The sequence below is a fragment of the Staphylococcus sp. LCT-H4 genome, from assembly GCF_001866145.1.
Taxonomy (GTDB): domain Bacteria; phylum Bacillota; class Bacilli; order Staphylococcales; family Staphylococcaceae; genus Staphylococcus; species Staphylococcus succinus.
Window position 1 is genome coordinate 1 of record NZ_MODY01000004.1, and the last position, 24,371, is coordinate 24,371.

The window sequence follows — 24,371 nt, forward strand, 5'->3', positions numbered from 1 at the left end:
ATATTGCGATTCAGTTTTCAATGTTCATTAATGTGTTACAAGAATTTATTTTAACATTAAGTTTTTGTTAAGTCAACAATAAATTTCTTTTTTTATTTATTAAGTTTGTTGCGTTTTCTCAACTCAACATTTACTATTGTATAACCTTTCAACAAGTTTAACAAGTGTCAAATTTACACTTTATGTTTTTTGTTAAAGTAGTTATTTTGTTTGTTTGGCGCCTTGTTTTGACGACTTATTCATAATATCAAGATTATTTGTTATCGTCAATAAAATTCAACAATGTTTTTGGGTTAATTTTACCTTTGTATTGTCTATTTATTTATTATATGTATTAGATGTTTATTTAGTGTAAATATATGTGCCTTTTTCGACCATATTTCACTCTGATTTCTAAATTTACTTACACATAATTAGTCAATTACTAATATAGTATTACTTATTTTCTTCATATAGCTATTAAAAATCAGTATGTGTTTTTTTATTACCATTATTCTTGTTCTTAATTTTTACTTTCTTCTATATTAAACCATTCATTTAATTCTTTGTATTAAAAAACAACAGCTAAGCAACGTTTAAAAATAAGTGTGCTCAGCTGTTGTTCTGTTCTTTAATATTCATTATGTCTAAATGATTCTTTTAATTATTAGTTATTATCTTTATCTTGGCACTCTTTGCAAACTCCATAAATTTCCATACGGTGATGCGATACATTAAAATCTGTTACGTGTTGTGCCAATTGTTCAACTTCATCTAACTGTGGATAATGGAAATCCACTATCTTCCCACAGTTTTCACAAATAACATGGTAGTGATTGTGTGTGTTAAAATCGAAACGGCTAGAGGAATCACCATATGGTAACTCTTTAACAATGCCAATATCTTTGAATACACGTAAATTATTATATATAGTAGCAACACTTATATTTGGAAAATCAGGTGAAAGTGCTTGATAAATCTCATCGGCAGTAGGGTGTGTCTCAGAAGCAATTAAAAATTTCAAAATCGCTTGTCGTTGCGGCGTAATTCTAATACCGGCGTTTCTTAAAGATGCAATTGAATCTTCTAGCTGATGTTCAACTGTTTCCATCTCTGCACTCATTTCCCTCACCATCTTTCTATTTAAGAATTATTATTACTTAATATTAATATAACGGTTGTGGGAGGGGAATGTCAATATTCATTACTTAAAACACATTAATAGCCTTTTTCCAAATCAACTTTATTCTCAATTACATCTCCGTTATTGAGAAAGTGATTTAAGTTTTCAATAAATATCTCAGTTGCTTCTCCATTATTTTCTATACCGTTGCCAGTAATGTGTGCTGTAATAGTTACATTATCCAATAAGTACAATTCGTTATCTGGTGTTAATGGTTCTTTTTCAAATACATCTAAATATGCATGTCTAATTATCTTGTTTTTTAATACATCAATTAATACACTTTCTTCTATTAACGTTCCTCTTCCTACATTAATAAATAATGATGTAGCTTTCATAACTTCAAAATGTTTTCTACTAAGTAAATGTATAGTTGATTTTGTTTCAGGTAGAGTATTAACGATAATATCCGCTTCAGGTAGTATATTAGTAAGTTCTTTTACCGAATACGTTTTATCAAAGCCTTTTACATTACGTCCTGAAGTATTTACACCTATAATTTCCATGCCTAATGCTTTTGCAATGTGCGCAGTGCTTGTTGCTATACTACCGGTACCTAGAAATAAAATACTTTCATTACTTACTCTATGCCCTACCATCTTAGAATCATATAACTTATTTTGTTGATTGATATAGGATGTTCTCATAAGCTTATAGTCATCTAAAATGTAAGCTATAATAAACTCTGACATTTGTTTTGCATGTACACCTTTACCATTTGTTAGGATAATATTGCGCTTTGCTATATAGTCTAATGGTAATTTATTCACTCCTGTGGAATACCATGCTAACCATTTCAACTTTGGACACGCTTCTAAAAAAGCTTGATCTAAAGATCCATCATACCCCACTAATATATCTACGCTCTGTTTGTCCTCATCTGTTATATCATCTATACCATTAGTAAAAACAAACTTTATATCCGGAAATGCATTTATGAGGTCCTCTTCTAATCCATCTAATTTTCTTAAACCCACGATTTTCATAAGTGTTCACCCCAGAATTCTTTTTAATTCATCCATCTGTGTCTTAACTTTCACTTTTTCAATAACGTCAATAATAAATCCTGCTTCATCGATGATAAATGTAGTACGTATAATACCCATCGAACTTTTGCCAAATGATTGCTTCATTTGATATACACCAACTTCATTTGATAATTCAAATCCTTCATCTACTAATAAGTCAAAATTTAAATCTAATTTCTTAATGAAGTTTTGATGTTTTCTTTTAGTATCACCACTAACGCCAAATACTTTTACATTCAAATCATTAAATACTGACAAATTATCTCTAAAATCACAAGCTTCTGTAGTACATGTAGGTGTATTATCTCTAGGATAAAAATACAATACTGCCTTACTTCCTTTTAAAGTTTCATTAGAAATAATCTTACCATCTTGGTTTTCTAATTTAAATTGTGGAAATTTATCTCCTTTTTTTAACATTTAACCCACCCTATTTCTTTTTATTCTTTATTTTATGATACGATAATAAACGAAAATATTAAATAAAAAGAGGTTGATAACAATGAAATTTAGCGAGAGCGAAAAACTTCAACAATTATCTAATGAGTATATTCTTGGTGGTGTTAACTCACCTTCCCGTTCATATAAAGCTGTAGGTGGCGGCGCACCTGTAATGATGCGTTCTGGGCAAGGCGCTTACTTATTTGATGTAGATGGTAATAAATATATTGATTACTTACAAGCATACGGGCCAATAATTACAGGTCATGCACACCCACATATCACTCAAGCTATTCAAGAGCAAGCTGCTCAAGGCGTATTATATGGTACCCCTACCGAATTGGAAATTGAGTTCGCCAAAAAATTACGTGGTGCAATTCCTTCATTAGAAAAGATTAGATTTGTGAACTCTGGTACTGAAGCAGTTATGACGACCATACGTGTTGCTCGTGCCTATACTAATAGAAATAAAATAATAAAATTTGCTGGACAATATCATGGTCATTTTGATCTTGTATTGGTTTCAGCTGGTAGTGGTCCTTCTCAGTTAGGCTCTCCTGATTCTGCTGGTGTGCCTGAAAGTGTTGCAAAAGAAGTCATTACCGTTCCATATAATGATATAGAAGCATATCAAGAAGCAATCGATTATTGGGGAGATGATATTGCGGGTGTATTAGTTGAGCCTATTGTAGGTAATTTTGGAATGGTTGAACCAAAACCCGGATTCTTAGAAAAAGTGAATGAAATAACTCACCAAAATGGTAGTTTAGTAATCTACGATGAAGTCATTACTGCTTTCCGTTTCCATTACGGTGGTGCGCAAGACTTATACAACGTTTACCCAGATTTAACTGCATTCGGTAAAATCGTCGGCGGCGGCCTACCTATTGGTGGTTATGGTGGTAAACAAGAAATTATGGAACAAGTTGCACCATTAGGCCCAGCATATCAAGCTGGAACAATGGCTGGTAACCCTCTTTCAATGAAAGCTGGTATCGCATTATTAGAAGTATTAGAAGAAGATGGCGTTTATAATAGATTAAATGAATTAGGTCAACGATTAGAAAATGGTTTGAATTCACTTATTGAAAAACATAACATCACTGCAACTGTTAACAGAGTATACGGTGCCCTCACTTTATATTTCACTAATGAAGTAGTAACGCACTACGATCAAGCTGATAATTCAGATGGCGATGCATTTGCTAAGTTCTTTAAATTAATGTTAAACCAAGGCATTAACCTTGCACCTTCCAAATTTGAAGCATGGTTTTTAACTACAGAGCATACAGAACAAGATATTGATGATACATTGAAAGCGGTAGATTATGCTTTTAGCCAAATGAAATAAACTTGAATTTTATGAACAATCGTTGTATAACAAGTATAAATACTATTATTAAATATTAAGGAGCGGTACATTTGAAATTAGGAGCCCGTATTCTCAAGACAGGTATAGCTATTATACTTGCTTTGTTTATCGCTTCTCTACTACCCAATGAAGCTGGTTTAAAAGCTATAGCTGGTGTCAGTGCAGTTGTTGCTATGCAGCCAAGTGTCTATCGGTCACTTAAAATTGTTTCAGAACAGGCACTTGGTAACGTAGTTGGAGCATTATTATCAGTAGCTATGGTTACGATATTTGGAGATAACGTGGTAATCATGGGTGTAACTGTAATATTATTAATTGCAATTCTATTTCGTTTTAATTTAGCACACGTTGCTACATTAGCAAGTGTTACTGCATTAATTATTATGGGACAACACTCAGGAGACTTTTACGTATCTGCTTTTTATAGATTTGTACTTGTTATGATTGGCGTTATAAGTTCATCTCTAGTTAACCTTCTATTCTTACCACCTAAATTCGAATCTAAAATTTATTATAATTCCTTAAATATTTGTTCAGATATTTTTGTGTGGTTCAAATTAGTGCTAAATGATACTTCTGAATATCATCATATTAAAGAAGACAGAGGATTAATTAGTAAGCGCATAAGCAAACTTGAACAAACTTTTGGTTATTATGAGGAAGAGAAACCCTGGACGAAGAAGCAAATTTTCTCACAAAATAGAAAGAAAATACTTTTTAAAGAAGTCGTTCGTAGTACAAGACAAGCATATGAAGTTTTAAAAAGAATGAATCGTTATCAAAACGACCTTCATAATATTAATCATGAATTACTATTACAGATTAAATTAGAAATCGATACCTTAATCGCCTATCACGAACAAATTTTTGTTAGTCTTTCAAAAAAAGCGCGATATGATGTTAGTCAATTAGATAGTCAGATTGAAAATCCACAAAAAAAAGACTTGATGGATGCTTTCCAAAAAGAGATAATTAAAAATCCTTATCAAACTATGTATTCTTATGCTAACTTAATGCAAATTGTTGCTGCAATCGAAGAATACCGTTATACGCTAGAACATTTAGATAGATTACGTATTAGTTTCTTTTCATATCATACAAATGATAATGAAATTGATATACTAGAAGAAGATTTTGATTTATAAAACTTATCCTTTGGTAGTACATACCTTTTGTACTATCAAAGGATTTTTTTAATTATATTCTTCATTTCTCAAATAATCTCATGTCTTAATAACTATATAAATAGAAAAATACAGTTAATGTTGAACTAACATTAACTGTATTTTTCATTACCCTAATTTATAAATTTTGTATACTATAGAGATGTTCATAAGCGCCTTTTTTAGCTAAAAGTGCTTGATGTGTACCTGCCTCTACGACTTCACCATTTTCTATGACTACTATTTTATCTGCGTGTGTAATTGTAGATAACCTATGCGCAACGATAAGTGTGGTACGATTTTCACTCAACACATTAAGCGCCTCTTGGATAATAGATTCACTTTCTAAATCTAGTGCGCTTGTAGCTTCGTCCAATATAATAATAGGTGGATTATTCAAGAATATACGAGCAATGGACACACGTTGTTTTTGTCCACCAGATAATTTGACACCTCTTTCTCCTACTTCAGTATCATATCCTTCTGGTAAATCCATTATAAAATCATGTGCATTTGCCATTTTAGCTGCTTCAATAATTTCTTCATCTGTCGCATTGGGTCTACCTAATAATATATTTTCTTTAATTGTATCTGAGAATAAAATATTATCTTGCTGAACTAATCCAATTTGATTTCTTAAACTACCAGTTAAATATGATTTAATATTAATGTCATCAATTTTAATCTCACCTTCACTGACATCGTAAAACCTCGGAATAAGATTAATTAATGTGGATTTACCTCCACCACTCATTCCAACAAACGCTACTGTTTCACCTTGATTAACCTCTAAATTTATATTTTTTAAAATTGTTGACTCATTATTATTGTACTTGAAACTCACATTATTCAATTCAATATGACCTTGTTTAATTTCTAAAGGTTGTGCACCTTTTTTATTTTTAATGTCATAATCTTCATCCATAAGTTGAAATACACGATCCATAGATGCAAAACTTTGAGTTAATGTGGTAAAAGAAGAAACTAATCTACGTAAAGGTCCAAAAAGTTGTTCTAAATATCCAACAAAAGCAGCCAAAGTCCCTACTGTAATCGAACCATTTATGGCTAGATACGCTCCAGAACCAATAACTATCAAAGGTCCTATATCTGTTACCGTATTAATTGCAGAAAATGAATAAGCATTCCAGCGTGTATGTTTAAATGCTCTATTTAAGAAATGTTTGTTACGTCTATCGAAATTTTCTGCTTCATTATCCTCAATTGCAAAACTTTTAATAATTGACATCCCTTGCACTCGTTCATGTAAAAAACCTTGAACTTCAGCTAATGCTTGAGATCTCTTTCTTGTTAATTTTCTTAAACGCCCAAAGAAGAAATAAACAGTTAAGATATAGAATGGAAATATAATGATTGCAGCTAATGTCAGCTTAGCATCTAAGAAAAACATAATTGATAATGCAATGATTATCGTTATACAATCAAGCCAAATATTCATCAAACCTGTTAATATAAAATCTTTCGTTTGTTCAACATCATTAATCACTCTTGATATAACCTGTCCCACTTGGTTATTCGCATAAAATCTTGCGCTCAGTGCTTGTAAATGGCCATAAAGTTTTTTTCTTATGTCATATAAAATTTTATTACTTGTCCACTGTGCTAAGTACTGTCTTAAAAATTCTATTGGTGGTCGTACAATTACAAAAATAAATGCTGCAATGCCCAATGCAATACTTAATCTCGTAAATTTCTCTTCTGTTGATATAGCACCATTATTTATGACATCATCAATAACAAATTTTATCAATAATGGTATCAACATTGGTATACCAAATTTTAATATACCCACAAAAATAGTGGCGATGATTCTCCATTTATATGGATATACGAATTGTAAATATCTGCGAATCATAAAAACTATTCCTCCCCAACATATATTTACAAATGAAACAGCCTATGTTGACCATCCAACTAGGCTGCTGTAAACGCGCTATTTTAGTTTGTTTATCAATTCATCTGCGATTACGGATATTTTATTTGCGTCAAACATAGATTTTCATGTTTGCTCTGCTCATACCCATAACACTATAAATGATATCAAAAAGAAAAACATTAAATGTGCTTAATAGTTTCTAATTTTTTTATATCTTTCACGCCAAACTTTTATGAAGTCAGGAGCAAATGGACCTTTTTTCTGTTCAATCCATTGTTGTAAAATATCTACATTTCTTCTCAAAATCACGTCGATATCTGGTGAATAATTCATCTGTTTCATATGTTGTTCATATTCATCTTCGTCTAATAAATGATATTTACCGTTAGGATATACTTTTATATCTAAATCGTAATCGATATATTTTAAAGCTTCTTCATCGCACACAAATGGCGAAGATAAATTGCAATAATAATAAACTCCATCTTCTCTAAACATACAAATAACATTAAACCAATATTCAGAATGGAAATAAACGATTGCTGGTTCTCTAGTAATCCATGTACGACTATCACTTTCTGTGACGAGTGTATGATCATTACCACCAATGACTACATGATCCGTACCCTTTAGTATAGTAGTCTCAGACCAAACACGATGTATATTACCATCGTGTTTATAACTTTGTATCTTTATCGTCTGACCTTCTTTAGGTATGGATTCTTTTACCATGCTCCACACCACCTTTTCTTAATTTCACATTATGAATTATAACATAAGTCAGGTTGCAACACAGAGTCTAACAATGATCTGAAATAAATTTGTATATTTTAGTCATACTTACTGGAAAATTAAATGCCTCTTTATCTTCTAAAGCCATCCACACCATATTTTGTGGTAATTCAACTGTCTCTTGGTTTAATTTTTCTTGTGCCATAAAGACTTCTATATCCCATGTAATATGTGTGAATTGATGCTTTAATTTAAAAACCGGTGTGTTATCAAACTTTATTTCCTGTGATAAATCGGCAACTATGCCCTCTTTTCCATCCGCTTCATACATTGGAAATTGCCACATATTATTAAGTAATTTTTGTGTACGCTTTTCAATTAAAATTTCATTGTTTTGGTTTCTCACGATATATACCTTTTGTTTAATATGCTTTTTCTTAACTTTCGTTGTTTTTACAGGTAAGTTATGGACTGTTCCATTTTCGAACGCTTCACAATGTGCTTGTACTGGGCAAAATAAACACAGCGGGGTTTTTGGAGTACATACCAAGGCACCTAATTCCATCATTGCTTGATTAAACGTACCCGCATCTTCTTCAACATACGGTTGTAATTCTTGTTCAAAAGCTTTACGTGTTGATTGTAATTTTGTATCACGTGTATCATTGTTCAACCGAGCCCATACTCTAAATACATTCCCATCCACAGTTGCTAATGGTTCATTAAACGCAATACTCATAACTGCAGCTTGTGTATAAGGACCGACACCTTTTAATTTACCAAATGTCTGTGGTTCATTTGGCACTTGATCATTATAATTGTCGTGTACTTCCTTTACTGCAGTGTGAAAATTTCTCGCTCTACTATAATAACCTAAGCCTTCCCAATATTTTAATACTTCGTCTTCATGAGCTTGACTTAGATCTGCAATTGTTGGAAAACGGCTAATAAATCGATGATAATAGTCTATGACGGTTTTGACTTGTGTTTGTTGTAACATAACTTCACTTAGCCATATATAATATGGATTTGATGTTTCTCTCCATGGCATTTCACGCTGATTCTCATTAAACCATGTGACTAGATTATTTTTGAACTTTGATTCTTTTAACATTTTACACATCTCTTTCTTTTAGCAAATCTTTATTTTTTTTATTAAAACATAGTATGATATTTTTATTATGTAACATCTTAGCTTATAATGTACTTAATATAATATTGAGATGAAATGAGTGAACACTTATGGACACAGGCACACATATTGTTATGGGTATTGGTTTAACAGCATTAGCTACCCAAGATCCAGCAATGGCAGGATCATTTGTAGCTACAGCTACCACATTAGTAGTAGGCTCATTGATCCCAGACGGTGACACAGCTTTAAAATTAAAAGACAATGCAACTTATATTTCAAATCATAGAGGAATAACACACTCTATACCATTCACATTATTATGGCCTTTATTGATTTCACTCTTTATTTTTACATTTTTTAAAAATATAGATGTAACACATGTATGGTTATGGGCACAACTTGCAGTATTCCTTCATGTGTTCGTTGATATATTTAACTCATATGGTACACAAGCATTAAGACCCATTACAAATAAATGGATACAACTCAGTGTGATAAACACCTTTGATCCTATAATATTTATAATGTGGTGTGTGGGTATCGTACTTTGGTTATTTGGCGTACACCCATATCTTGCATTCTTCCCTATTATTGCTCTGCTTGTAGTATATTATATTATTCGCTTTAGAATGCAAGCTATTATTAAACAGCAGGCTCTAAAACAAATTAAGCAAGAGCATAATCCAGTAAAAATATTTGTGGCACCCACCATTCGTTTTATGGAGTGGCGCGTAGCTATACAAACTGAAACTTATGATTACGTAGGCAGAAGCTTTGGCAGAAATATCGTCTTTAGTGATAAATCAGAGCGCCACCCATTTCCTAGTGATGACCTTATGCAATACGTCAAGAATGACAAAAATATTAAAACGTTTCTTAATTTTTCCTCTATCTATCGTTGGCAAGCAACTAAATTAGATGATGATACTACAGAAATAAGATTAATCGATTTGCGCTATTTAAAAAATGGACATTATTCATTTGTGGCAATTGCACATTTAGATGAGCATAAAGAGATAGATCATTCCTATATTGGTTGGGTATTTAGCGAAGATAAATTACAAAGAAAATTATTCGCTAAATAATGATTTGAATAACTAAATAAATGAATTCAAAATAAAAACTGGAAAGTTGTGTTTATTAATAACACACTTTCCAGTTTTTTATTAGCTTAATCTCATTTATCACTTATAAAGATGTTATCTTATTTTTTAATCTAGGTTAGTTTTTTCTTTAGTTGGTATTTCTTTTTGCGCTTCTACATGCTCTGAACTATGATTGTTATCAACAATAGTGTCATCTGACATATCTACATAAAAATACTTTTTATTCGCGATTGTTCTATACATCGCAAAAATGACTACACATAACATTGCTATAAATAAATAATAGTACGAATGGTACGGAATATTATTCAAACTTAGTGCACCTAATACTACCGACTGTGTAATACCTTGTATAAGGTAAAACACAGGATTTAACATTAAAATATGTGACACAATGGTTTCATTCGTTTTTGGTATAAATAAAATTGGAACGATGAAAAAAGTAATAAATGAACCGACAAAATACATCGCATTAATTTTTGTATACTTTATTGTTAGTAAACCTAAAATTGTTGAAACCACTACAATAAATATCAATGTCATGACTACATAATATAAAGTTGATGGTATAGAGCTTTCAATATTCACAGGCGTAGCAAAGATGATAATTACTAATGATATAAACATTGTGATACTCGTAATTGTTGCTATGACAATATTTTGGAAGATTGGATTGATATTATACAATTTCCCAATAAGGTAGTCTTTCTTATAAATAATATAGCTCTGATATACAGCTATCCAAATATACGCAAAACTTGTGATACCTGCTAATCTAAAGTAACCACGTGCTTGCTTGATTTCTTCTGTATCGTTTAATTTAAAGATGAGCATCATCAAAAACATTAATAACAGACTCGCAATAAAAGGTATAGCCAACCACATCCATTGAGTTTTCAAACGGCGGTATGCATGTTTAAAAAGATATGGAATATTTTTATAAAAATTAATAACACTATCTATCATTCTTTACACCTACAATTCGATATATATCCACTGATTATTTTTTAAATCGGCCATGAAATAGCCATCTCCTGATTTAGTAATCCAAAACTTACTATCAATGTTAAATTCATCTTTTAGTTTATCTTTATCTTTGATTGGGATGGTAAACCCAGCAAGTTTATTCTTATCATTAAAGAGCATTGAAATAGGCTGTTGAACAATAGGAACTACAAAACGATTATCCTTATCATTTTCAGGGACTAAAGATTCTGTCACTTTATTATGTTTTTTATGCAAATGACTATTAAAAAATTCATTATAATTACTGTAGTTATTATGCATATATGGCGCTAAAGATTTCACACTATGTGCTTCATATAATCCAGCTGGATTAAAATAGCGTATTTTATTTTTAGCTACTTTGTAATTCTTGTTATCAATTGTGATTTTATAGTTTTTATTGTTTTCACCAACAATAGTCATAAACGCATATTTACCTATATTGATTTTCTTATGATCATCCATGTTTTCAAGATTAATTGAATCTTCTAAAACAATGCCATATCCGAGTTTTTCTTGGTAAGGATTTTTATGCTGATTTTGAATCGTTGCTTGATCAATATTCTGGCCAATTTCCAACTTACCTATATCATTAAAAATCAATAAAGCCATCAGCACTAAGCCGACAAAACATGCTATGAAGAATGTCCAAAATCGCACAAGCGCAACCGGTGGCTTAACATGGTTATATCGTTCCGTACGTTTGAAATTATAGGTTAACTCTGGTACTCTCGTTCTTGTTTTTTTCCAATCAACATCAAAATTTGCCTTTTCCTCATCACTTGTTAAAGATAACCTGTCCTTTTCATGATCATTAAATATCGGTAAGATCTGTTTCAATGAACCTTCCATTCTAAGTTGTCCATGTGAAATCCACGCTAAATAGTTACTGGCCTGAGCTATTCGTTGCACATTGTCATCTATCATGACAATGGTCAGTTGATTATTTATGTATTCATCTGAGAGTGCTATCGCTTTTTCAAAATAATAATCTTCTAAGTGTTGTAATACTTGATTCAGTATAACTACTGTCGCTTTAGAGGTACGCGCTAATGTAAATAGCAACTGAGCATACTCAGCGTCAGATAAATGGCGAATCTGCACTTGGGATTTTTCTTGAAGATGCGCATATTTTAAAATTTGTTCATTTTTATGATCTGAAGTTTTATATGGAAACAAAGTAACAACATTTGCTATATAGTCCTCCACAGTGTCTACTTGCAATAACTTATCTTCTATATCTGCAAAAAACAAATCTTTCTTTCTAACGATTCTACCTTTATCAGGTTTTATTTCACCACTTAATAAACGACCGATGAGTTCTTTAGATGACTCTGGTTCCCCAATAATCCCTAAAGCCTCGCCTTGATAGATATGTAGGTTGATATTATTCAATTCTATATCTTCTGCATCATAACCAAATGGTAGATACCATTTTTTTGATTTTTTATTTCTATAATAATGAGTTACATTAAGTAACTTTAATATAATTGAACTACCCATCCTATCTTCATCCTTCTACAATTTTAATAATGCAACTGGTAAACCCTCTTCAGGTTCGGCACTTTTAATTCTAAAACCCCATGCAAAGATACCTTTCAGTCGCTCAACTTTAAAATAGCTGTCTGTACCATCATTTAATTTATATATTTTACCAATTTCAATCTTGTTTCTATCCACCAAATAACTTTCAGCAACTATAACTTTGCTTTGGTATACATCATATTCGTTAAAGATACCATTCATTTCTGCTTTACGCATTTTTTCTTTGTAACCTTGAATTTCGTGGCGTAGTTCTACTTCACTCATTTCACTCAATTTCTTCTGTTCCATCAACAATTCCACTCTCTTCTAATTTAGCTTTAATTTTATCATATTTATACCCTTTTCTCATAAGGCCTTCTATAGTTTTATTAATTAATTTTCTTCCAGAATACTTTCTAGAATACTTATTATAGACTTTCTCTAATTCTTGTTGCAATAAATTGTCTAATTCTTCATCAGGTTGAGAGAAATCAAGGTCTTCCATAACTTCTTTAATCTTTTCAAAACTATAACCTTTTTGCATTAATGACTGCGTTAATTTTTCTTTCCTTTTTACTAATGGACCCTTTTTTTGTTTTAAAATCTTATTGGCAACTTTTAGGATATCTTCCATAGATTGCTCCTTTTCATAAAGCTCGGTATATTCATCAATGATGACTTGTTCAATACCAGCTTCACGTAATTTTTGTTTATATATGCCTGGCCCTTTGTCTGTAGTTAATATCATTGTATTTTTTAAACTATTTGCATAATCATTGTGATCTATAAGTTTTTGTGCATGACAATAATCTAAAACTTTAGATATAACTGACTCTGAAAACTCTTTTTTCGTAAGATGTTGAACAACCTCGTGATCTGTACGCTTCCGATAAGAAAGGTATTGAATTGCTGTATTAATAGCTTGTCTATACTGTTCATAACTTTGAATGGCTTCCATATCTTTTGCTTCGACAATTTGATCTTTTTTCAAATTAAAATAAACAAAAGTGTCAATATCTATTCCCATTTCAAATTCATCATCTAAAAACAGGTTAAAACGCTCTTTATTCTTTTTTTGCACTTCTATTTTAGTTATTTTAGGCATTTTATTCACTCCACTTATTTAGAATAACTTATATTAAGAATGAATGGAATTATAGTGGTTAGCTTATATGCAACAGATTTATTATAAATATGAGCCACCAATATCCCACACCATTTTATAGCTTAGTAAAAGTAAACTCTAATTTTCTTATATATACTACTACTTTTATGCCACACAACTTTTTAATAGTTGACTTTATTTTCTAATAATTAAAAATCATAACTATAATTTATTACTAACTAAATAAATTATAACATCAAAAAAAGCTTAATATCATCTTCATGATATTAAGCTTTTTTTGAATTAAACACCTAGCTCTTGAATTGCATTTTCATATTCTACATCTGTAATGTAATTTTGTTGTTTCATTTTTTCCAAATCTATTTTGACACGATTAATATAATTATCAGACATATCATTGATATCGTAAACGCTTGGCGCATTCACCTTACTTGCTAGCATCGCACTTTGAAGTACTGTAATCTGTGGTAAATTTGTATTGTTTTTATCTGTAGTTGCTCCAAAATAATGATTGGCTGCCCCTTCAACAGTGTATTGGTTACTTCCAAAGTAAATGTTATTGACATAAAAACTAAGTATTTCATTTTTGTCATATGCTTTTTCTACTCGATGTGCAACGAACAACTCTTTGACTTTCCTTGTAAATGATTGCTCATTATCATAATAATAATTTTTAACAACTTGTTGTGTTAATGTACTTCCGCCTTGAACACTTTTATCGCTTAAAGTTGAAAATAGTGCTCTTGAAGTACCTTTAATATCAAAACCATGGTGCTTATAGTATCTTTCATCTTCCATAGCAATAAATGCGCCTTTGGTATAGTCAGGCATGTTTGATACAGAAACAAATGTGTCTTTATCTTCAATTGATTTCAAATCATCTACATTAGCTCTTAAAGACAAAGCATACATTGCACCTATAAAAATAGCCAATACAATAACAATAGGTATTAATAATTTTAAAAATATACCTTTACCTTTTTTTCTTTTTGGTGGTTTACCCACTGGTTGAAAGTAAGTATTATGTTGTGGCATATTTGGCTTTTTTTCTCTTGTTTGTTTTGTATGTTGCTTATAACGATCGCTTCTTTTCATGCCATAGCTCCTTTATATTGCTCTCATATCATTATAAGTGAGTTTAACAATAGTTTAAATGTTTATCTATAGCAAAATGTAAAAATCAGTCCAAGGGTGTATGATAGTATCAACACGAAGTTTTATACTGAAGATTTAAATAATTTCATGCAACGTAGTTTATGTATAAATTTAATATATCTTATTTTTTAAACTTGTTAGTAATTTAGAATCACTAACTTTTTAACACATAAATTTACCCTCTTAAGTTTAATTTTTAAAATTAAGCTTAAGAGGGTACTAATTATGCTGTATATTAACATATAACAATCAAAACTTAGCGCTATATATGATACAGTTTGACACACAAATTAATCATTTAATTGATTAACAATTTCTCTATTGAAATCATCTAAATCGTCAGGTGTACGGCTAGTCACGATATTATTATCTACTACTACTGATTCATCTACAACTTGTGCGCCTGCATTAGATAAATCTTTGCGTACGTTTAACACTGCAGTTAAAGTACGTCCATTTAAATCATCTGTATCTATTAAAATTTGTGGTCCATGGCATATGGCAAATGTTGGAACATCATTTTTAGTGAAATATTTAGCAAATGTACCATATCTACCTTCTGAATCACCACGTAAATGGTCTGGAGAGAATCCACCAGGGATTAATAATCCGTCATAATCTTCAGGTTGTGCGTCAGCAATACTTATATCAACAGTCGCTTTTGCACCATGTTTACCAACCACTTCACTATTAGCTTCGTCACCGATAATAACTGTTTCATGTCCCGCTTCTTCAATTGCTTCTTTAGGGCTTGTTAACTCACTATCTTCAAATTCATCAGTTACTATGATTGCTACTTTTTTAGCCATGTATAATCACCTTTCTCTATTTAAGTTCTATATGATATATAAACGAAAATACAGCAATTTAAACATTTCACTTAAAATTTTCTACAATCAAGTGCTGAAATTACTCCGAAGTTTTAGATACTGTTTTAACTTTTTCTTCTAATTGATCTAATAATCCTATCCACTCATCAATGTCTTCAACTTTCACTTCGTTTGGATTCACATGGTCGATATCATCGATAAATTTTTCTAATCTTTCTTTGATTTGATCAATCGTTTGGTTTTCATTCATTTTTAAAAGAAACTCCTTTTTATAAGATAACATTATCCTAACATGGATTTGACAAAATTTGGTAAAGTCTTAATAATATTTATAGTCGAAAAGAATATGTTGTGCCTTTTAGAATAACACACATACTGTCATTATTTTATTTTGAAAACTATAAAACAACTGTTATTTCAAATAAATCTCGTTAAAATTTTTATGTGAATGCATCATTTACTATATTAAATTATTGAAAAAAATATTAGAATGGTAAAAGCTAATAAAAAGGAAGTTTTAAATAATGTTAAAAACGTACACTTCAAATATAAAAAAACCTATCTCTATGACTAATGACCCGTGGGAAGCTTACAATGATATGCAATCACATAATGGTTTGACATTAAGCAATATTGAATTCACTACTACAAACTTATGTAATATGCGTTGTAGTCATTGTGCAGTAGGTTATACGCTTCAAACTGCCGATCCCGATCCACTACCAATGGATCTCATTTATCGACGTTTGGATGAAATTCCTCACCTTACTACGATGTCTATTACTGGTGGAGAACCTATGTTTTCTAAAAAATCTATTAAAAATGTAGTGAAACCACTTCTAAAATATGCCTATGATCGTGGTATTTATGTGCAAATGAATTCTAATCTAACGTTACCATTAGATAGATATTTAGATATCGCTGAATATATTGATGTCATGCATATATCTCATAATTGGGGAACAATCGAATCATTTACCGATGTTGGCTTTGGTGCTATGGAAAAACAGCCACCTTTAAAAGCAAAATTAAAATTATATGATCAAATGATTACAAATTCTAGAACGCTTTCAGAACAAGGAATGTTTGTCTCAGCAGAAACTATGCTTAATCAAAGTACAGTCCCATATCTTAAGAAAATACATCAAGAAATCGTCAATGATATGAATTGTCAAAGACATGAAATCCATCCAATGTATCCTGCAGATTTTGCAAGTCAATTAGAAGTATTGTCACTTAAAGAAATGAAAGAAGCAATTCATCATTTACTAGACTTCCGAGACCCGAACACGTGGATGCTCTTCGGTACCCTTCCTATATATCCTTGTATCAATGATGAAAATGATCAAGCCTTATTACAACGATTAAGAAGTACAAATAATGTTTCGATGCGAAATGATCCAGATGGTCGAAATAGGCTTAATGTAAATGTCTTTACTGGAAATGTTATTGTCACTGACTTTGGAGATGAAAATGGTACAATTTCAAATATAAAAAATGACAAATTGCCAGATGTATTCAGTCAATGGTTAAGTTCTCCATTAGCTCAGTCTTTAAATTGTCACTGTTCAGAATTTAGCTGCTTAGGCCCTAATGTGTTAGTTAAAAATATGTATTATCAAAATACAGATTTCAAATCAAATGAACAACGTATGCATAATATATATCAGATGTCGTAAATAAAAAAGGTAAGCAAGGCTATTTCCCCTTGCTTACCTTTTTTTATTCTATATGCTGAAATTCAGATAAAAATGCGATTGTTTCTTTGCTTTCATCTCTACGTTCTTTTCTTCTTTTTACTCTGGTAGGTGCTGTCTCATGAAACCATTTTTCCGTTTTTGTTTCTGGATAAACCTGTGGCACTTCTTTAGGTTTACCCTCTTGGTCTAAAGCTACAAAAGTTAAAAAACTCAACGCTGCTAAGTGTCGTTCATCTTCAAATACATCTTCAATAATAATTTGAACACAAACCTCCATTGAAGATCTACCTGCATATGAAACCATTGCTTCGTACGAAACAATATCTCCTGTCTTGATTGGCTTTAAAAAATCTACTGAATCAGTCGAAGCTGTCACGACTTGTGCATTGCTATGTTTCATCGCTGTAATCGCTGAAATTTCATCTATATTTGCCATCAACATACCACCGAACATCGTATGATGGTGATTGGTATCCTGAGGAAAAACTTGTCTTGTTTTAATACTTCTAGCTTCAGACATAGACTTGCTTTTTGAACTTCCCATAGTTTAATCATTTCCCTTTCACATCTCTGTCATTTTCCAAAGTGTATTTTGAAAAATAGTCATTTATTTACAAACAAAAATAGCCTTTCAATCCTAGTTTCAATTCCCAATTTAATTTTCACTTATATTTATTCGTTATGCAGATTACATAACTCTATTTAATAAAACTACTGCTATTTTTTCGCCCAGTTACCTTGTTCAAAAACGAGTTCTTTGGCATCCTCTTGTGTAATACCATAAATCGTTAAATCAGCACTTCCAATCATAAAGTCAACATGTATAAGGGAGTCATTTAAGCCATGAGCAATCTTTTCTTCAGTTGTCATTTCTGTTCCACCTTTTATGTTAAACCCATATGCTGATCCCAATGCAATATGACACGACGCATTTTCATCAAACAGTGTATTATAAAAGATCGTATTACGATTAGATATTGGGGAATCATCTGGTACAAGCGCAACTTCGCCTAATCGTTTAGCACCTTCATCTGTATTTAATAAATCACGTAGTACTTCTTCACCTTTTTCCGCTTTATAATCTACGACCTCACCATCTTTAAACGTTAGTGTAAAGCCATCTATTATATTACCATTATGACTTAAAGGTAGTTTATTCGTAACATAACCATTTACATCCAAACGATGTGGCGCTGTAAATACTTCTTCAGTCGGAATATTTGCTACAAAACTTTGACCTTCACTAGTATAACTTGTAGCGTCTTCCCATATATGACCTTCTGGGAGACCAATTACTAAATCTGTACCTTCTGAAATATAGTGCAATGCTTTGTAATTCTTTTCTTGTAATCTATGTGCATGTTTACTTAAATCAGCTACATGTGCTTGCCAATTTTCTACAGGGTTGTTGCCGTCTACACGTACAATGTCTAATACTTCAGTTATGAATTTGCTATATGCCTCATCAGCAGGCAAATCTGGGTACACACGCGCAGCCCATGCTTTAGATGGGAATGCTGCTACACACCAAGGAAATTGATTCTTTTGACTTGCTTCCATGTAACTTTTATATGCGGTAGAATATTGTCTTTGGAAAGTTGCTAATTTATCACGATCAATGCCATTTAATAAGTCTGGGTCTTGCGTAATCAATGCTAAATTCGCTGCCCCTCTCTTGACATAGTCCATGCGTTTATCTACTTCATATGATTTCACTTCGTTATTTTCAAAATGCTCTACTGATTCATATTCAAATTTCAAACGTGACAGACGGTCATCACTATATTCTACTTTCACGTCAGAAGCCCCTCGTTTATAAGCTGCTTCTACTATGTAATGTGTCAGTTCAATAGCTTCGACACTTGAGCGAATAAAAACAGGTTGACCTTTTTGTACATTCATTCCTACACCGACTAATAGTTCGGCATATTGTTGTAATTTATTTTCTAATTGAGTCATAACCATACACTCCTTTTATTTACGAATTTGTCCTAGTGCATCCGCAATTGCAGATGCTTCACTTGGTGTAAATGATGCTTTAGATGTTACGTATTCATAAATCTCTTGTACTTCCTGTTCATCAGCACTTTTATAATTTTCTGGATTAATTAAACTTTGATTCACAAGATTCAATCGTTGTCTAATCTCTTCAATCATTTTTTCATTATTATTAGCTGTCACTATATTCACCTCTTTTTCAATTTATTTTATCAAATATGTGTACCTTGTAAAACTTTTCCGATAATAATGCTTTAGAAATGATTAAAAAAGCTTTAAAATGGGAACTAGGATTATATAATTTGGAGGTACACAAATGATTACAATCGGATTCGTTTGTTTAGGTAATATATGTCGTTCTCCAATGGCCGAAGCTATTATGCGACAAAGATTACTTGACAAAAACATTACAAATGTACAGGTTGCCTCTCGAGGTACTGGTAAATGGAACTTAAACCAACCACCTCACGAGGGTACACAAGATATTCTCAATAGACATGACATAACATTCGATGGCATGATTAGTGAATTATTTACTTCTGATGATGATTTTGATTATATCATTGCTATGGATCAAAGTAATGTAGAGAATATTAAACAGATTAATCCTAACATTAGAGGACAATTATATAAACTATTGGACTTTAGTGATATGGAAGAAACTGATGTACCTGATCCATACTATACAAATAATTTCGAAGGCGTATATAAAATGGTACAATCATCTTGTGATAATTTAATTGATTTTATAGTTAAAGATTCAAATTTAGAGAGGGGTAAAGCATAATGCAAAACAAATTAATTCCAGGTATTTTATTAGGTGCTGTGATTGGAGGTTCTATCACATTAGCTGATAAATCAACGCGCCAATCATTAAAACAATCAATTAAAGATAAAAAAGAAGGCAATCGTTCTCAAAAACCTTCAGCGATTAAAAACATTAAGGATGAAGTGTTATATTGGAAGGATGCAGTCGAAGAAATTAGACGCAATAATCCAGAGTTAGAACGTTCTTTAAAAGATGCCAAAGACACATTTGTTGAACGCAAAAATAATCGTCTTAACGGATAAAATTGCACATTAAATATTGACGTTAATTTAATAATTTTTATAGACAATACCTAATCATTTGTTACTAGGTATTGTCTATTTATATAACACACAATATTTTTCAATGCTTGAACTTGCTTTTTTGCAAATAATATAGCAACACATATTTACCTTCTTCATTTTTTAAAGTATATTAAAGTGTATATTGAAAATAACGATACATAAGGAGATTTGATATGTCTAAAAAGAAGCGTACAACCTCTGAATTTCTAAATGACGTCAAAGAAGAGGAAGAAAAAAAGGCTAATCAAGCAAAAAAAGAACAAATTGAACGAGATCGTACATACATTACACCTGATGAATTTAAGTCAAAATCACCGAAGAAAAGCAATCAGGCTTTCTTCGTATCAAGAATTAATAAACCAGCAAAGTATACAAAGAATTCAAACTTTTTCTCTTATCTCGTTTATAGAATAGGAAAAGATGATGCATCTGGCTTATCAGCACAACTCTCTTATTATTTTATGTTGTCTTTATTCCCGATGCTATTATTTTTATTATCTATCGTCCCAGTTGTAGGTGTAAAGCAATCTACAATAAGAGATATGATTAAAGAACATGTACCGCCTGACTACGCACCTCAAGTATCAAGTATTATTGGCGATATTATGGGTAATGCAAGTGGTGGCTTGCTATCTATTGGTTTGATTGTAGCACTATGGTCAGCTTCTAATGGTATGACTGCCTTAATGAATTCATTCAATGTTGCTTATGACGTAGAAGATAGCAGAAACTTTATTGTTTCCAAATTATTAAGCGTATTATTTACACTTGCTTTAATTGTTGTGTTACCTTTAGCGCTTATTTTACCAACTTTCGGTGAACAAATTAGTTCATTATTATTTGGACCTATTGGATTAGGCGACCAAGTCAAATGGGTTTTTAATATCATTCGTGTGATCTTGCCATTGATTGTAGTCTTTGTTGCCTTTATGCTCTTATATACACTTGCACCGAATGTCAAAATTAAAATGATGTCTGTTATCCCAGGGTCTATTTTTGCTACTATAGTATTCTTAGTAGGTTCATACTTATTTGGTATATATATTTCAAATTTTGCTAACTACTCTAAAACATATGGTAGTATCGCAGGTATCATTATTTTAATGTTATGGCTATATATCACTGGTTTCATCATCATTATTGGTGCAGAAATCAATGCGATTATACATCAAAGAAAAATAGTTTCAGGCCAAACACCTGAAGAAAAAAAGCTTGCTAATATAGAAGAGAACAATTCAAATCAACAATCAAATTCAATTGAAACTGATTCAGACAATGTCTCAGATGACACGATTGAATCAAATAATCAACATAAATAGTTATTATAATACAACCAAACGTAGTTTATTACGTTTGGTTGTTTGTTTTTCAACACAATTTTGAATCATATATTTGATTTTAAAACTATGAGGATTTCTATAGCTATGTATAAATTAAAAAAGTTGAGGTGCGAATGCAATAACACTTTTTGCATTTATACCTCAACTTCTGATATTTTTTAAATAAGTACACTTCTATTGTATTAAATTATGTTGGAACGCATAAATAACTGCTTGTGTTCTATCTTGTACTTCCAATTTACTTAATATATTACTTACATGCGTCTTAACGGTTTTGATTGTAATATGTGAAGCACTAGCTATTTCTTGATTCGAGTATCCTTTAGCAATAAGTAATAAAATTTCCATTTCACGTTCTGTAAGCATTTCATATAACTCGGCACGTTGTTTCATTCTATTTCTCATTTTCACTAATACTTCTGCTTCAAATACAGACTCATCATTATATGTCTTACGTATTGCTTCAGCAATATCACTTGCACTTGTAGTTTTTAAAATATAACTGTCCACACCTGAATCTAAGGCGCGGTATACTTCATTATCCTCAATGTAACTTGTTAACATGACAACTTTAATATGAGGTAAATCTTTTTTAATAAGTTCTGTAGCTTCAACACCATCCATATCATCCATAAGTAAGTCCATGAGGATTAAATCTGGATTAAGTTGATGTGCTTTTTCTATCGCTTCATTCCCTGACTTACCTTCTCCTACAACATCAATATCTGGTTGTGTTGATAAATAACTAGAAATACCTATTCGTACCATTTCATGATCATCAACAAATAAAACTTTAATCGGCATATGAATCCTCCTTATTTAATGGTGCCTTAACTTCTATCCTTGTTCCCGAGTCTGGTAAAGATACAATATGATATGTAGCGCCAATTTCCAATGCGCGTTCTCTCATATTTTTCAACCCATAACTTTGTTCAGCCTTTTCATCTACATTAAACCCTTTACCATTATCTTGTATACGCAATAGCAAATAATCTGTTCTATTAAACAATTCAATCGTAACCTTAGTACCCTTAGAATGTCTCAAAGTATTAGAAATTGCTTCTTGTGTAATTCTAAACAAATGATCTTCAATACCCTTTGGTACTTTAAACTCTTCGATATCATGGACAACTTTCATTGGTACCTTTTTCTGTAAATCTACAACTAAATCTTTAATCCCTTCACCTAAGGATTTATCTTTTAAGCCGAGTGGTCTTAAGTGTAATAATAGTGCTCTCATCTCTAATTGAGAGTCTTGTATCATCTTTTCAAGTACTGGGATTTGTTGATCCAAAGGTGCTTCTAATTGAGATTCTTTGATAGCAGAAAGCATCATACTTGCAGCAAATAATTGTTGACTTACAGAATCGTGTAATTCACGTGCTAGTCTTTGTCGTTCATCTTCTATAATCTTTTTAACCTTTACATCGTTGATATTGTAAGATTCATTCGTCAAATTTTGTGTTTTCATTCTTAATTTGTGCACTTCTTGGTTTAATGGTACAAGCGTTTGATATAATTCTATCGTTTCATTATACAACTCTATATTTTGATCATTAATCCCTACAGTTTGACCTTCTATAGAACGTTCAATTTGTTCTTGTAACCAATGGTTCTGTTGATTAATTTTATAAGCTAATACTGATCCTACTATAATACAGAGCAATATAACCAATAAATTTAAAAATAGTAAAACTGGTATTCCAAATATTTGTGTATAAAACATACCTTGAAAGTACATGATGTTTACAAAGACTTTATCAATAAAGAATATCGCGAAAAATGTACTATAGACTAAAATTAACATGGATCCTATTGCTCTTAAGTAGTGATTCATTTATAAATCACCTCAACATCACCTAAGAAAGTTGAAACATAAATATTTACTGCGTAATTTTCAACTTTAGTCTCTTCAACAACTTTAATATTATTATTTTCCACTCTATATGCGTTTTCATTAATATATGCATTCCCATACAGCGTTGTAAAATGTAAATTGATGTTGTAATTCAATGGTACGATAATCTGAACTTTACCTAAAATATGACGAACTACAATTGTATTATTTTCTTTAATATTGGCTGCTTTAGACATATCTATATGAATATCGCCTACACCATGTTGTACTTGCAAATCTTCCCATTTATAAACATAGACCGGTGTTCTTTGTTCGCCGAACCACTTTTGCTTAATAAATTCAGGTGACTCTATATCTTCTTCTGTAGCTATGACTTTTAATGGTTTAAATTTATAAATAATATATCTTATTATTAATACGAGTAAAAATACAAGCAAGATGATAATTGTGTATTTATTTGATAAAAGTGTGAATGCTATCAATAAGACCCCAATCCAAAATGATAATAATCCACGTACTTTATGAAAATATAGGTAACCTACATAAACCAAAATACAACCAAGTAATAACACAAGTAAAAAGCCAATTTTTTCAAAAAATATGTAATAAAAATTGGCTATAATCATTAATGCTGTAAAGATAATTAACATCTCAGTTGATATATATTTATGTGTCATATTTCGCCA

At 31.2% G+C, this 24,371-nt stretch carries 26 protein-coding genes; 7 read left to right on the forward strand and 19 right to left on the reverse strand.

Features of this window, described 5'->3' with window-relative positions:
• Positions 1–646: 646 nt before the first annotated feature.
• The 3 genes from perR to BK821_RS11000 form a co-directional block, all read right to left on the reverse strand.
• Positions 647–1,102 (reverse strand): peroxide-responsive transcriptional repressor PerR, encoded by a 456-nt coding sequence (gene perR, locus BK821_RS10990; protein ID WP_046837860.1) that lies wholly within the window; start codon positions 1,100–1,102, stop codon positions 647–649.
• Between the two features lie 95 nt (positions 1,103–1,197).
• Positions 1,198–2,148: a phosphoglycerate dehydrogenase gene (locus BK821_RS10995; RefSeq protein WP_046837861.1), complete on the reverse strand. Its 951-nt coding sequence runs from the start codon at positions 2,146–2,148 to the stop codon at positions 1,198–1,200.
• 6 nt (positions 2,149–2,154) lie between these two features.
• Positions 2,155–2,610 carry a peroxiredoxin gene (locus BK821_RS11000; RefSeq protein ID WP_046837862.1) on the reverse strand — a complete coding sequence of 152 codons (456 nt, stop codon included), beginning with the start codon at positions 2,608–2,610 and terminating at the stop codon, positions 2,155–2,157.
• Between the two features lie 82 nt (positions 2,611–2,692).
• Between BK821_RS11000 and BK821_RS11005 the strand changes: the two genes are divergently transcribed.
• Both BK821_RS11005 and BK821_RS11010 read left to right on the forward strand, forming a co-directional pair.
• Positions 2,693–3,982 carry a glutamate-1-semialdehyde 2,1-aminomutase gene (locus tag BK821_RS11005; RefSeq protein ID WP_046837863.1) on the forward strand — a complete coding sequence of 430 codons (1,290 nt, stop codon included), beginning with the start codon at positions 2,693–2,695 and terminating at the stop codon, positions 3,980–3,982.
• 71 nt (positions 3,983–4,053) lie between these two features.
• Positions 4,054–5,148 carry an FUSC family protein gene (locus tag BK821_RS11010; protein WP_046837864.1) on the forward strand — a complete coding sequence of 365 codons (1,095 nt, stop codon included), beginning with the start codon at positions 4,054–4,056 and terminating at the stop codon, positions 5,146–5,148.
• Positions 5,149–5,305: 157 nt separating this feature from the next.
• Here the strand turns inward: BK821_RS11010 and BK821_RS11015 are convergent, their stop codons facing one another.
• The 3 genes from BK821_RS11015 to mutY form a co-directional block, all read right to left on the reverse strand.
• Positions 5,306–7,042, reverse strand: a complete 1,737-nt coding sequence (locus BK821_RS11015) for an ABC transporter ATP-binding protein (RefSeq protein WP_071331673.1) — start codon at positions 7,040–7,042, stop codon at positions 5,306–5,308.
• Positions 7,043–7,252: 210 nt separating this feature from the next.
• The gene (ntdP, locus tag BK821_RS11020; protein WP_046837866.1) at positions 7,253–7,795 is read right to left on the reverse strand and encodes a nucleoside tri-diphosphate phosphatase; all 543 of its coding nucleotides are present in this window, start codon (positions 7,793–7,795) and stop codon (positions 7,253–7,255) included.
• 67 nt (positions 7,796–7,862) lie between these two features.
• Complete coding sequence (gene mutY / locus BK821_RS11025; protein WP_046837867.1) at positions 7,863–8,909, reverse strand: A/G-specific adenine glycosylase; 1,047 nt, start codon at positions 8,907–8,909, stop codon at positions 7,863–7,865.
• 128 nt (positions 8,910–9,037) lie between these two features.
• Between mutY and BK821_RS11030 the strand changes: the two genes are divergently transcribed.
• Positions 9,038–10,015 carry a metal-dependent hydrolase gene (locus BK821_RS11030; protein WP_046837868.1) on the forward strand — a complete coding sequence of 326 codons (978 nt, stop codon included), beginning with the start codon at positions 9,038–9,040 and terminating at the stop codon, positions 10,013–10,015.
• A 126-nt stretch (positions 10,016–10,141) separates the two neighbouring features.
• Here the strand turns inward: BK821_RS11030 and BK821_RS11035 are convergent, their stop codons facing one another.
• From BK821_RS11035 to BK821_RS13375, 7 genes are all read right to left on the reverse strand, one after another.
• Positions 10,142–11,002 carry a sugar ABC transporter permease gene (locus BK821_RS11035; protein ID WP_071331674.1) on the reverse strand — a complete coding sequence of 287 codons (861 nt, stop codon included), beginning with the start codon at positions 11,000–11,002 and terminating at the stop codon, positions 10,142–10,144.
• Positions 11,003–11,011: 9 nt separating this feature from the next.
• Positions 11,012–12,544 carry an ATP-binding cassette domain-containing protein gene (locus BK821_RS11040; protein WP_046837870.1) on the reverse strand — a complete coding sequence of 511 codons (1,533 nt, stop codon included), beginning with the start codon at positions 12,542–12,544 and terminating at the stop codon, positions 11,012–11,014.
• 15 nt (positions 12,545–12,559) lie between these two features.
• Positions 12,560–12,874, reverse strand: a complete 315-nt coding sequence (locus tag BK821_RS11045) for a YfhH family protein (RefSeq protein ID WP_046837871.1) — start codon at positions 12,872–12,874, stop codon at positions 12,560–12,562.
• A complete protein-coding gene (gene recX / locus BK821_RS11050) occupies positions 12,852–13,670 on the reverse strand; it encodes a recombination regulator RecX (RefSeq protein WP_046837872.1) in 819 nt (272 codons plus the stop codon). The genes BK821_RS11045 and recX overlap by 23 nt, the downstream gene beginning before the upstream one ends.
• Positions 13,671–13,973: 303 nt before the next feature.
• The gene (gene sgtB / locus BK821_RS11055) at positions 13,974–14,786 is read right to left on the reverse strand and encodes a monofunctional peptidoglycan glycosyltransferase SgtB (RefSeq protein WP_046837873.1); all 813 of its coding nucleotides are present in this window, start codon (positions 14,784–14,786) and stop codon (positions 13,974–13,976) included.
• A 350-nt stretch (positions 14,787–15,136) separates the two neighbouring features.
• Positions 15,137–15,655, reverse strand: coding sequence for a type 1 glutamine amidotransferase domain-containing protein (locus BK821_RS11060; RefSeq protein WP_046837874.1), 519 nt, complete (start codon positions 15,653–15,655; stop codon positions 15,137–15,139).
• A gap of 100 nt (positions 15,656–15,755) precedes the next feature.
• Entirely contained in the window at positions 15,756–15,926 is a 171-nt protein-coding gene (locus tag BK821_RS13375; RefSeq protein ID WP_101118258.1) for an SE1561 family protein, read from the reverse strand.
• A gap of 274 nt (positions 15,927–16,200) precedes the next feature.
• On the opposite strand from BK821_RS13375, the gene yfkAB reads away from it, so the two are divergent.
• Positions 16,201–17,355 (forward strand): radical SAM/CxCxxxxC motif protein YfkAB, encoded by a 1,155-nt coding sequence (gene yfkAB / locus BK821_RS11065; RefSeq protein ID WP_046837875.1) that lies wholly within the window; start codon positions 16,201–16,203, stop codon positions 17,353–17,355.
• A gap of 43 nt (positions 17,356–17,398) precedes the next feature.
• Here yfkAB and BK821_RS11070 read toward each other — a convergent pair whose 3' ends face one another.
• From BK821_RS11070 to BK821_RS11080, 3 genes are all read right to left on the reverse strand, one after another.
• Positions 17,399–17,920, reverse strand: a complete 522-nt coding sequence (locus tag BK821_RS11070; protein ID WP_046837876.1) for an acyl-CoA thioesterase — start codon at positions 17,918–17,920, stop codon at positions 17,399–17,401.
• Between the two features lie 173 nt (positions 17,921–18,093).
• Positions 18,094–19,335, reverse strand: coding sequence for an aminopeptidase (locus BK821_RS11075; RefSeq protein WP_046837877.1), 1,242 nt, complete (start codon positions 19,333–19,335; stop codon positions 18,094–18,096).
• Between the two features lie 15 nt (positions 19,336–19,350).
• Positions 19,351–19,557: a DUF1128 family protein gene (locus tag BK821_RS11080; protein WP_082104728.1), complete on the reverse strand. Its 207-nt coding sequence runs from the start codon at positions 19,555–19,557 to the stop codon at positions 19,351–19,353.
• 133 nt (positions 19,558–19,690) lie between these two features.
• Here BK821_RS11080 and BK821_RS11085 point away from each other — a divergent pair, with 133 nt between their 5' ends.
• From BK821_RS11085 to BK821_RS11095, 3 genes are all read left to right on the forward strand, one after another.
• The gene (locus BK821_RS11085) at positions 19,691–20,161 is read left to right on the forward strand and encodes a low molecular weight protein-tyrosine-phosphatase (RefSeq protein ID WP_071331675.1); all 471 of its coding nucleotides are present in this window, start codon (positions 19,691–19,693) and stop codon (positions 20,159–20,161) included.
• Entirely contained in the window at positions 20,161–20,445 is a 285-nt protein-coding gene (locus BK821_RS11090) for a hypothetical protein (protein WP_046837879.1), read from the forward strand. Before BK821_RS11085 ends, BK821_RS11090 begins: the two co-directional genes overlap by 1 nt.
• A gap of 215 nt (positions 20,446–20,660) precedes the next feature.
• Positions 20,661–21,806, forward strand: coding sequence for a YihY/virulence factor BrkB family protein (locus tag BK821_RS11095; protein ID WP_046837880.1), 1,146 nt, complete (start codon positions 20,661–20,663; stop codon positions 21,804–21,806).
• 195 nt (positions 21,807–22,001) lie between these two features.
• Here BK821_RS11095 and vraR read toward each other — a convergent pair whose 3' ends face one another.
• The 3 genes from vraR to vraT are packed head-to-tail and all read right to left on the reverse strand — an operon-like array spanning position 22,002 to position 24,362.
• Complete coding sequence (vraR, locus tag BK821_RS11100; protein WP_046837881.1) at positions 22,002–22,631, reverse strand: response regulator transcription factor VraR; 630 nt, start codon at positions 22,629–22,631, stop codon at positions 22,002–22,004.
• The gene (gene vraS, locus BK821_RS11105) at positions 22,621–23,664 is read right to left on the reverse strand and encodes a sensor histidine kinase VraS (RefSeq protein WP_046837882.1); all 1,044 of its coding nucleotides are present in this window, start codon (positions 23,662–23,664) and stop codon (positions 22,621–22,623) included. The genes vraR and vraS overlap by 11 nt, the downstream gene beginning before the upstream one ends.
• Positions 23,661–24,362, reverse strand: a complete 702-nt coding sequence (vraT, locus tag BK821_RS11110) for a cell wall-active antibiotics response protein VraT (RefSeq protein WP_046837883.1) — start codon at positions 24,360–24,362, stop codon at positions 23,661–23,663. The genes vraS and vraT overlap by 4 nt, the downstream gene beginning before the upstream one ends.
• Positions 24,363–24,371 lie beyond the last annotated feature (9 nt).

Excerpts from the sequence above, each read along its gene's own strand:
- perR (WP_046837860.1), bottom strand. The coding sequence starts at position 1,102 with ATGAGTGCAGAGATGGAAACAGTTGAACATCAGCTAGAAGATTCAATT.
- BK821_RS10995 (WP_046837861.1), bottom strand. The coding sequence starts at position 2,148 with ATGAAAATCGTGGGTTTAAGAAAATTAGATGGATTAGAAGAGGACCTC.
- BK821_RS11000 (WP_046837862.1), bottom strand. The coding sequence starts at position 2,610 with ATGTTAAAAAAAGGAGATAAATTTCCACAATTTAAATTAGAAAACCAA.
- BK821_RS11005 (WP_046837863.1), top strand. The coding sequence starts at position 2,693 with ATGAAATTTAGCGAGAGCGAAAAACTTCAACAATTATCTAATGAGTAT.
- BK821_RS11015 (WP_071331673.1), bottom strand. The coding sequence starts at position 7,042 with ATGATTCGCAGATATTTACAATTCGTATATCCATATAAATGGAGAATC.
- ntdP (WP_046837866.1), bottom strand. The coding sequence starts at position 7,795 with ATGGTAAAAGAATCCATACCTAAAGAAGGTCAGACGATAAAGATACAA.
- mutY (WP_046837867.1), bottom strand. The coding sequence starts at position 8,909 with ATGTTAAAAGAATCAAAGTTCAAAAATAATCTAGTCACATGGTTTAAT.
- BK821_RS11030 (WP_046837868.1), top strand. The coding sequence starts at position 9,038 with ATGGACACAGGCACACATATTGTTATGGGTATTGGTTTAACAGCATTA.
- BK821_RS11035 (WP_071331674.1), bottom strand. The coding sequence starts at position 11,002 with ATGATAGATAGTGTTATTAATTTTTATAAAAATATTCCATATCTTTTT.
- BK821_RS11040 (WP_046837870.1), bottom strand. The coding sequence starts at position 12,544 with ATGGGTAGTTCAATTATATTAAAGTTACTTAATGTAACTCATTATTAT.
- BK821_RS11045 (WP_046837871.1), bottom strand. The coding sequence starts at position 12,874 with ATGGAACAGAAGAAATTGAGTGAAATGAGTGAAGTAGAACTACGCCAC.
- recX (WP_046837872.1), bottom strand. The coding sequence starts at position 13,670 with ATGCCTAAAATAACTAAAATAGAAGTGCAAAAAAAGAATAAAGAGCGT.
- sgtB (WP_046837873.1), bottom strand. The coding sequence starts at position 14,786 with ATGAAAAGAAGCGATCGTTATAAGCAACATACAAAACAAACAAGAGAA.
- BK821_RS11060 (WP_046837874.1), bottom strand. The coding sequence starts at position 15,655 with ATGGCTAAAAAAGTAGCAATCATAGTAACTGATGAATTTGAAGATAGT.
- BK821_RS13375 (WP_101118258.1), bottom strand. The coding sequence starts at position 15,926 with ATGAATGAAAACCAAACGATTGATCAAATCAAAGAAAGATTAGAAAAA.
- yfkAB (WP_046837875.1), top strand. The coding sequence starts at position 16,201 with ATGTTAAAAACGTACACTTCAAATATAAAAAAACCTATCTCTATGACT.
- BK821_RS11070 (WP_046837876.1), bottom strand. The coding sequence starts at position 17,920 with ATGGGAAGTTCAAAAAGCAAGTCTATGTCTGAAGCTAGAAGTATTAAA.
- BK821_RS11075 (WP_046837877.1), bottom strand. The coding sequence starts at position 19,335 with ATGACTCAATTAGAAAATAAATTACAACAATATGCCGAACTATTAGTC.
- BK821_RS11085 (WP_071331675.1), top strand. The coding sequence starts at position 19,691 with ATGATTACAATCGGATTCGTTTGTTTAGGTAATATATGTCGTTCTCCA.
- BK821_RS11090 (WP_046837879.1), top strand. The coding sequence starts at position 20,161 with ATGCAAAACAAATTAATTCCAGGTATTTTATTAGGTGCTGTGATTGGA.
- BK821_RS11095 (WP_046837880.1), top strand. The coding sequence starts at position 20,661 with ATGTCTAAAAAGAAGCGTACAACCTCTGAATTTCTAAATGACGTCAAA.
- vraR (WP_046837881.1), bottom strand. The coding sequence starts at position 22,631 with ATGCCGATTAAAGTTTTATTTGTTGATGATCATGAAATGGTACGAATA.
- vraS (WP_046837882.1), bottom strand. The coding sequence starts at position 23,664 with ATGAATCACTACTTAAGAGCAATAGGATCCATGTTAATTTTAGTCTAT.
- vraT (WP_046837883.1), bottom strand. The coding sequence starts at position 24,362 with ATGACACATAAATATATATCAACTGAGATGTTAATTATCTTTACAGCA.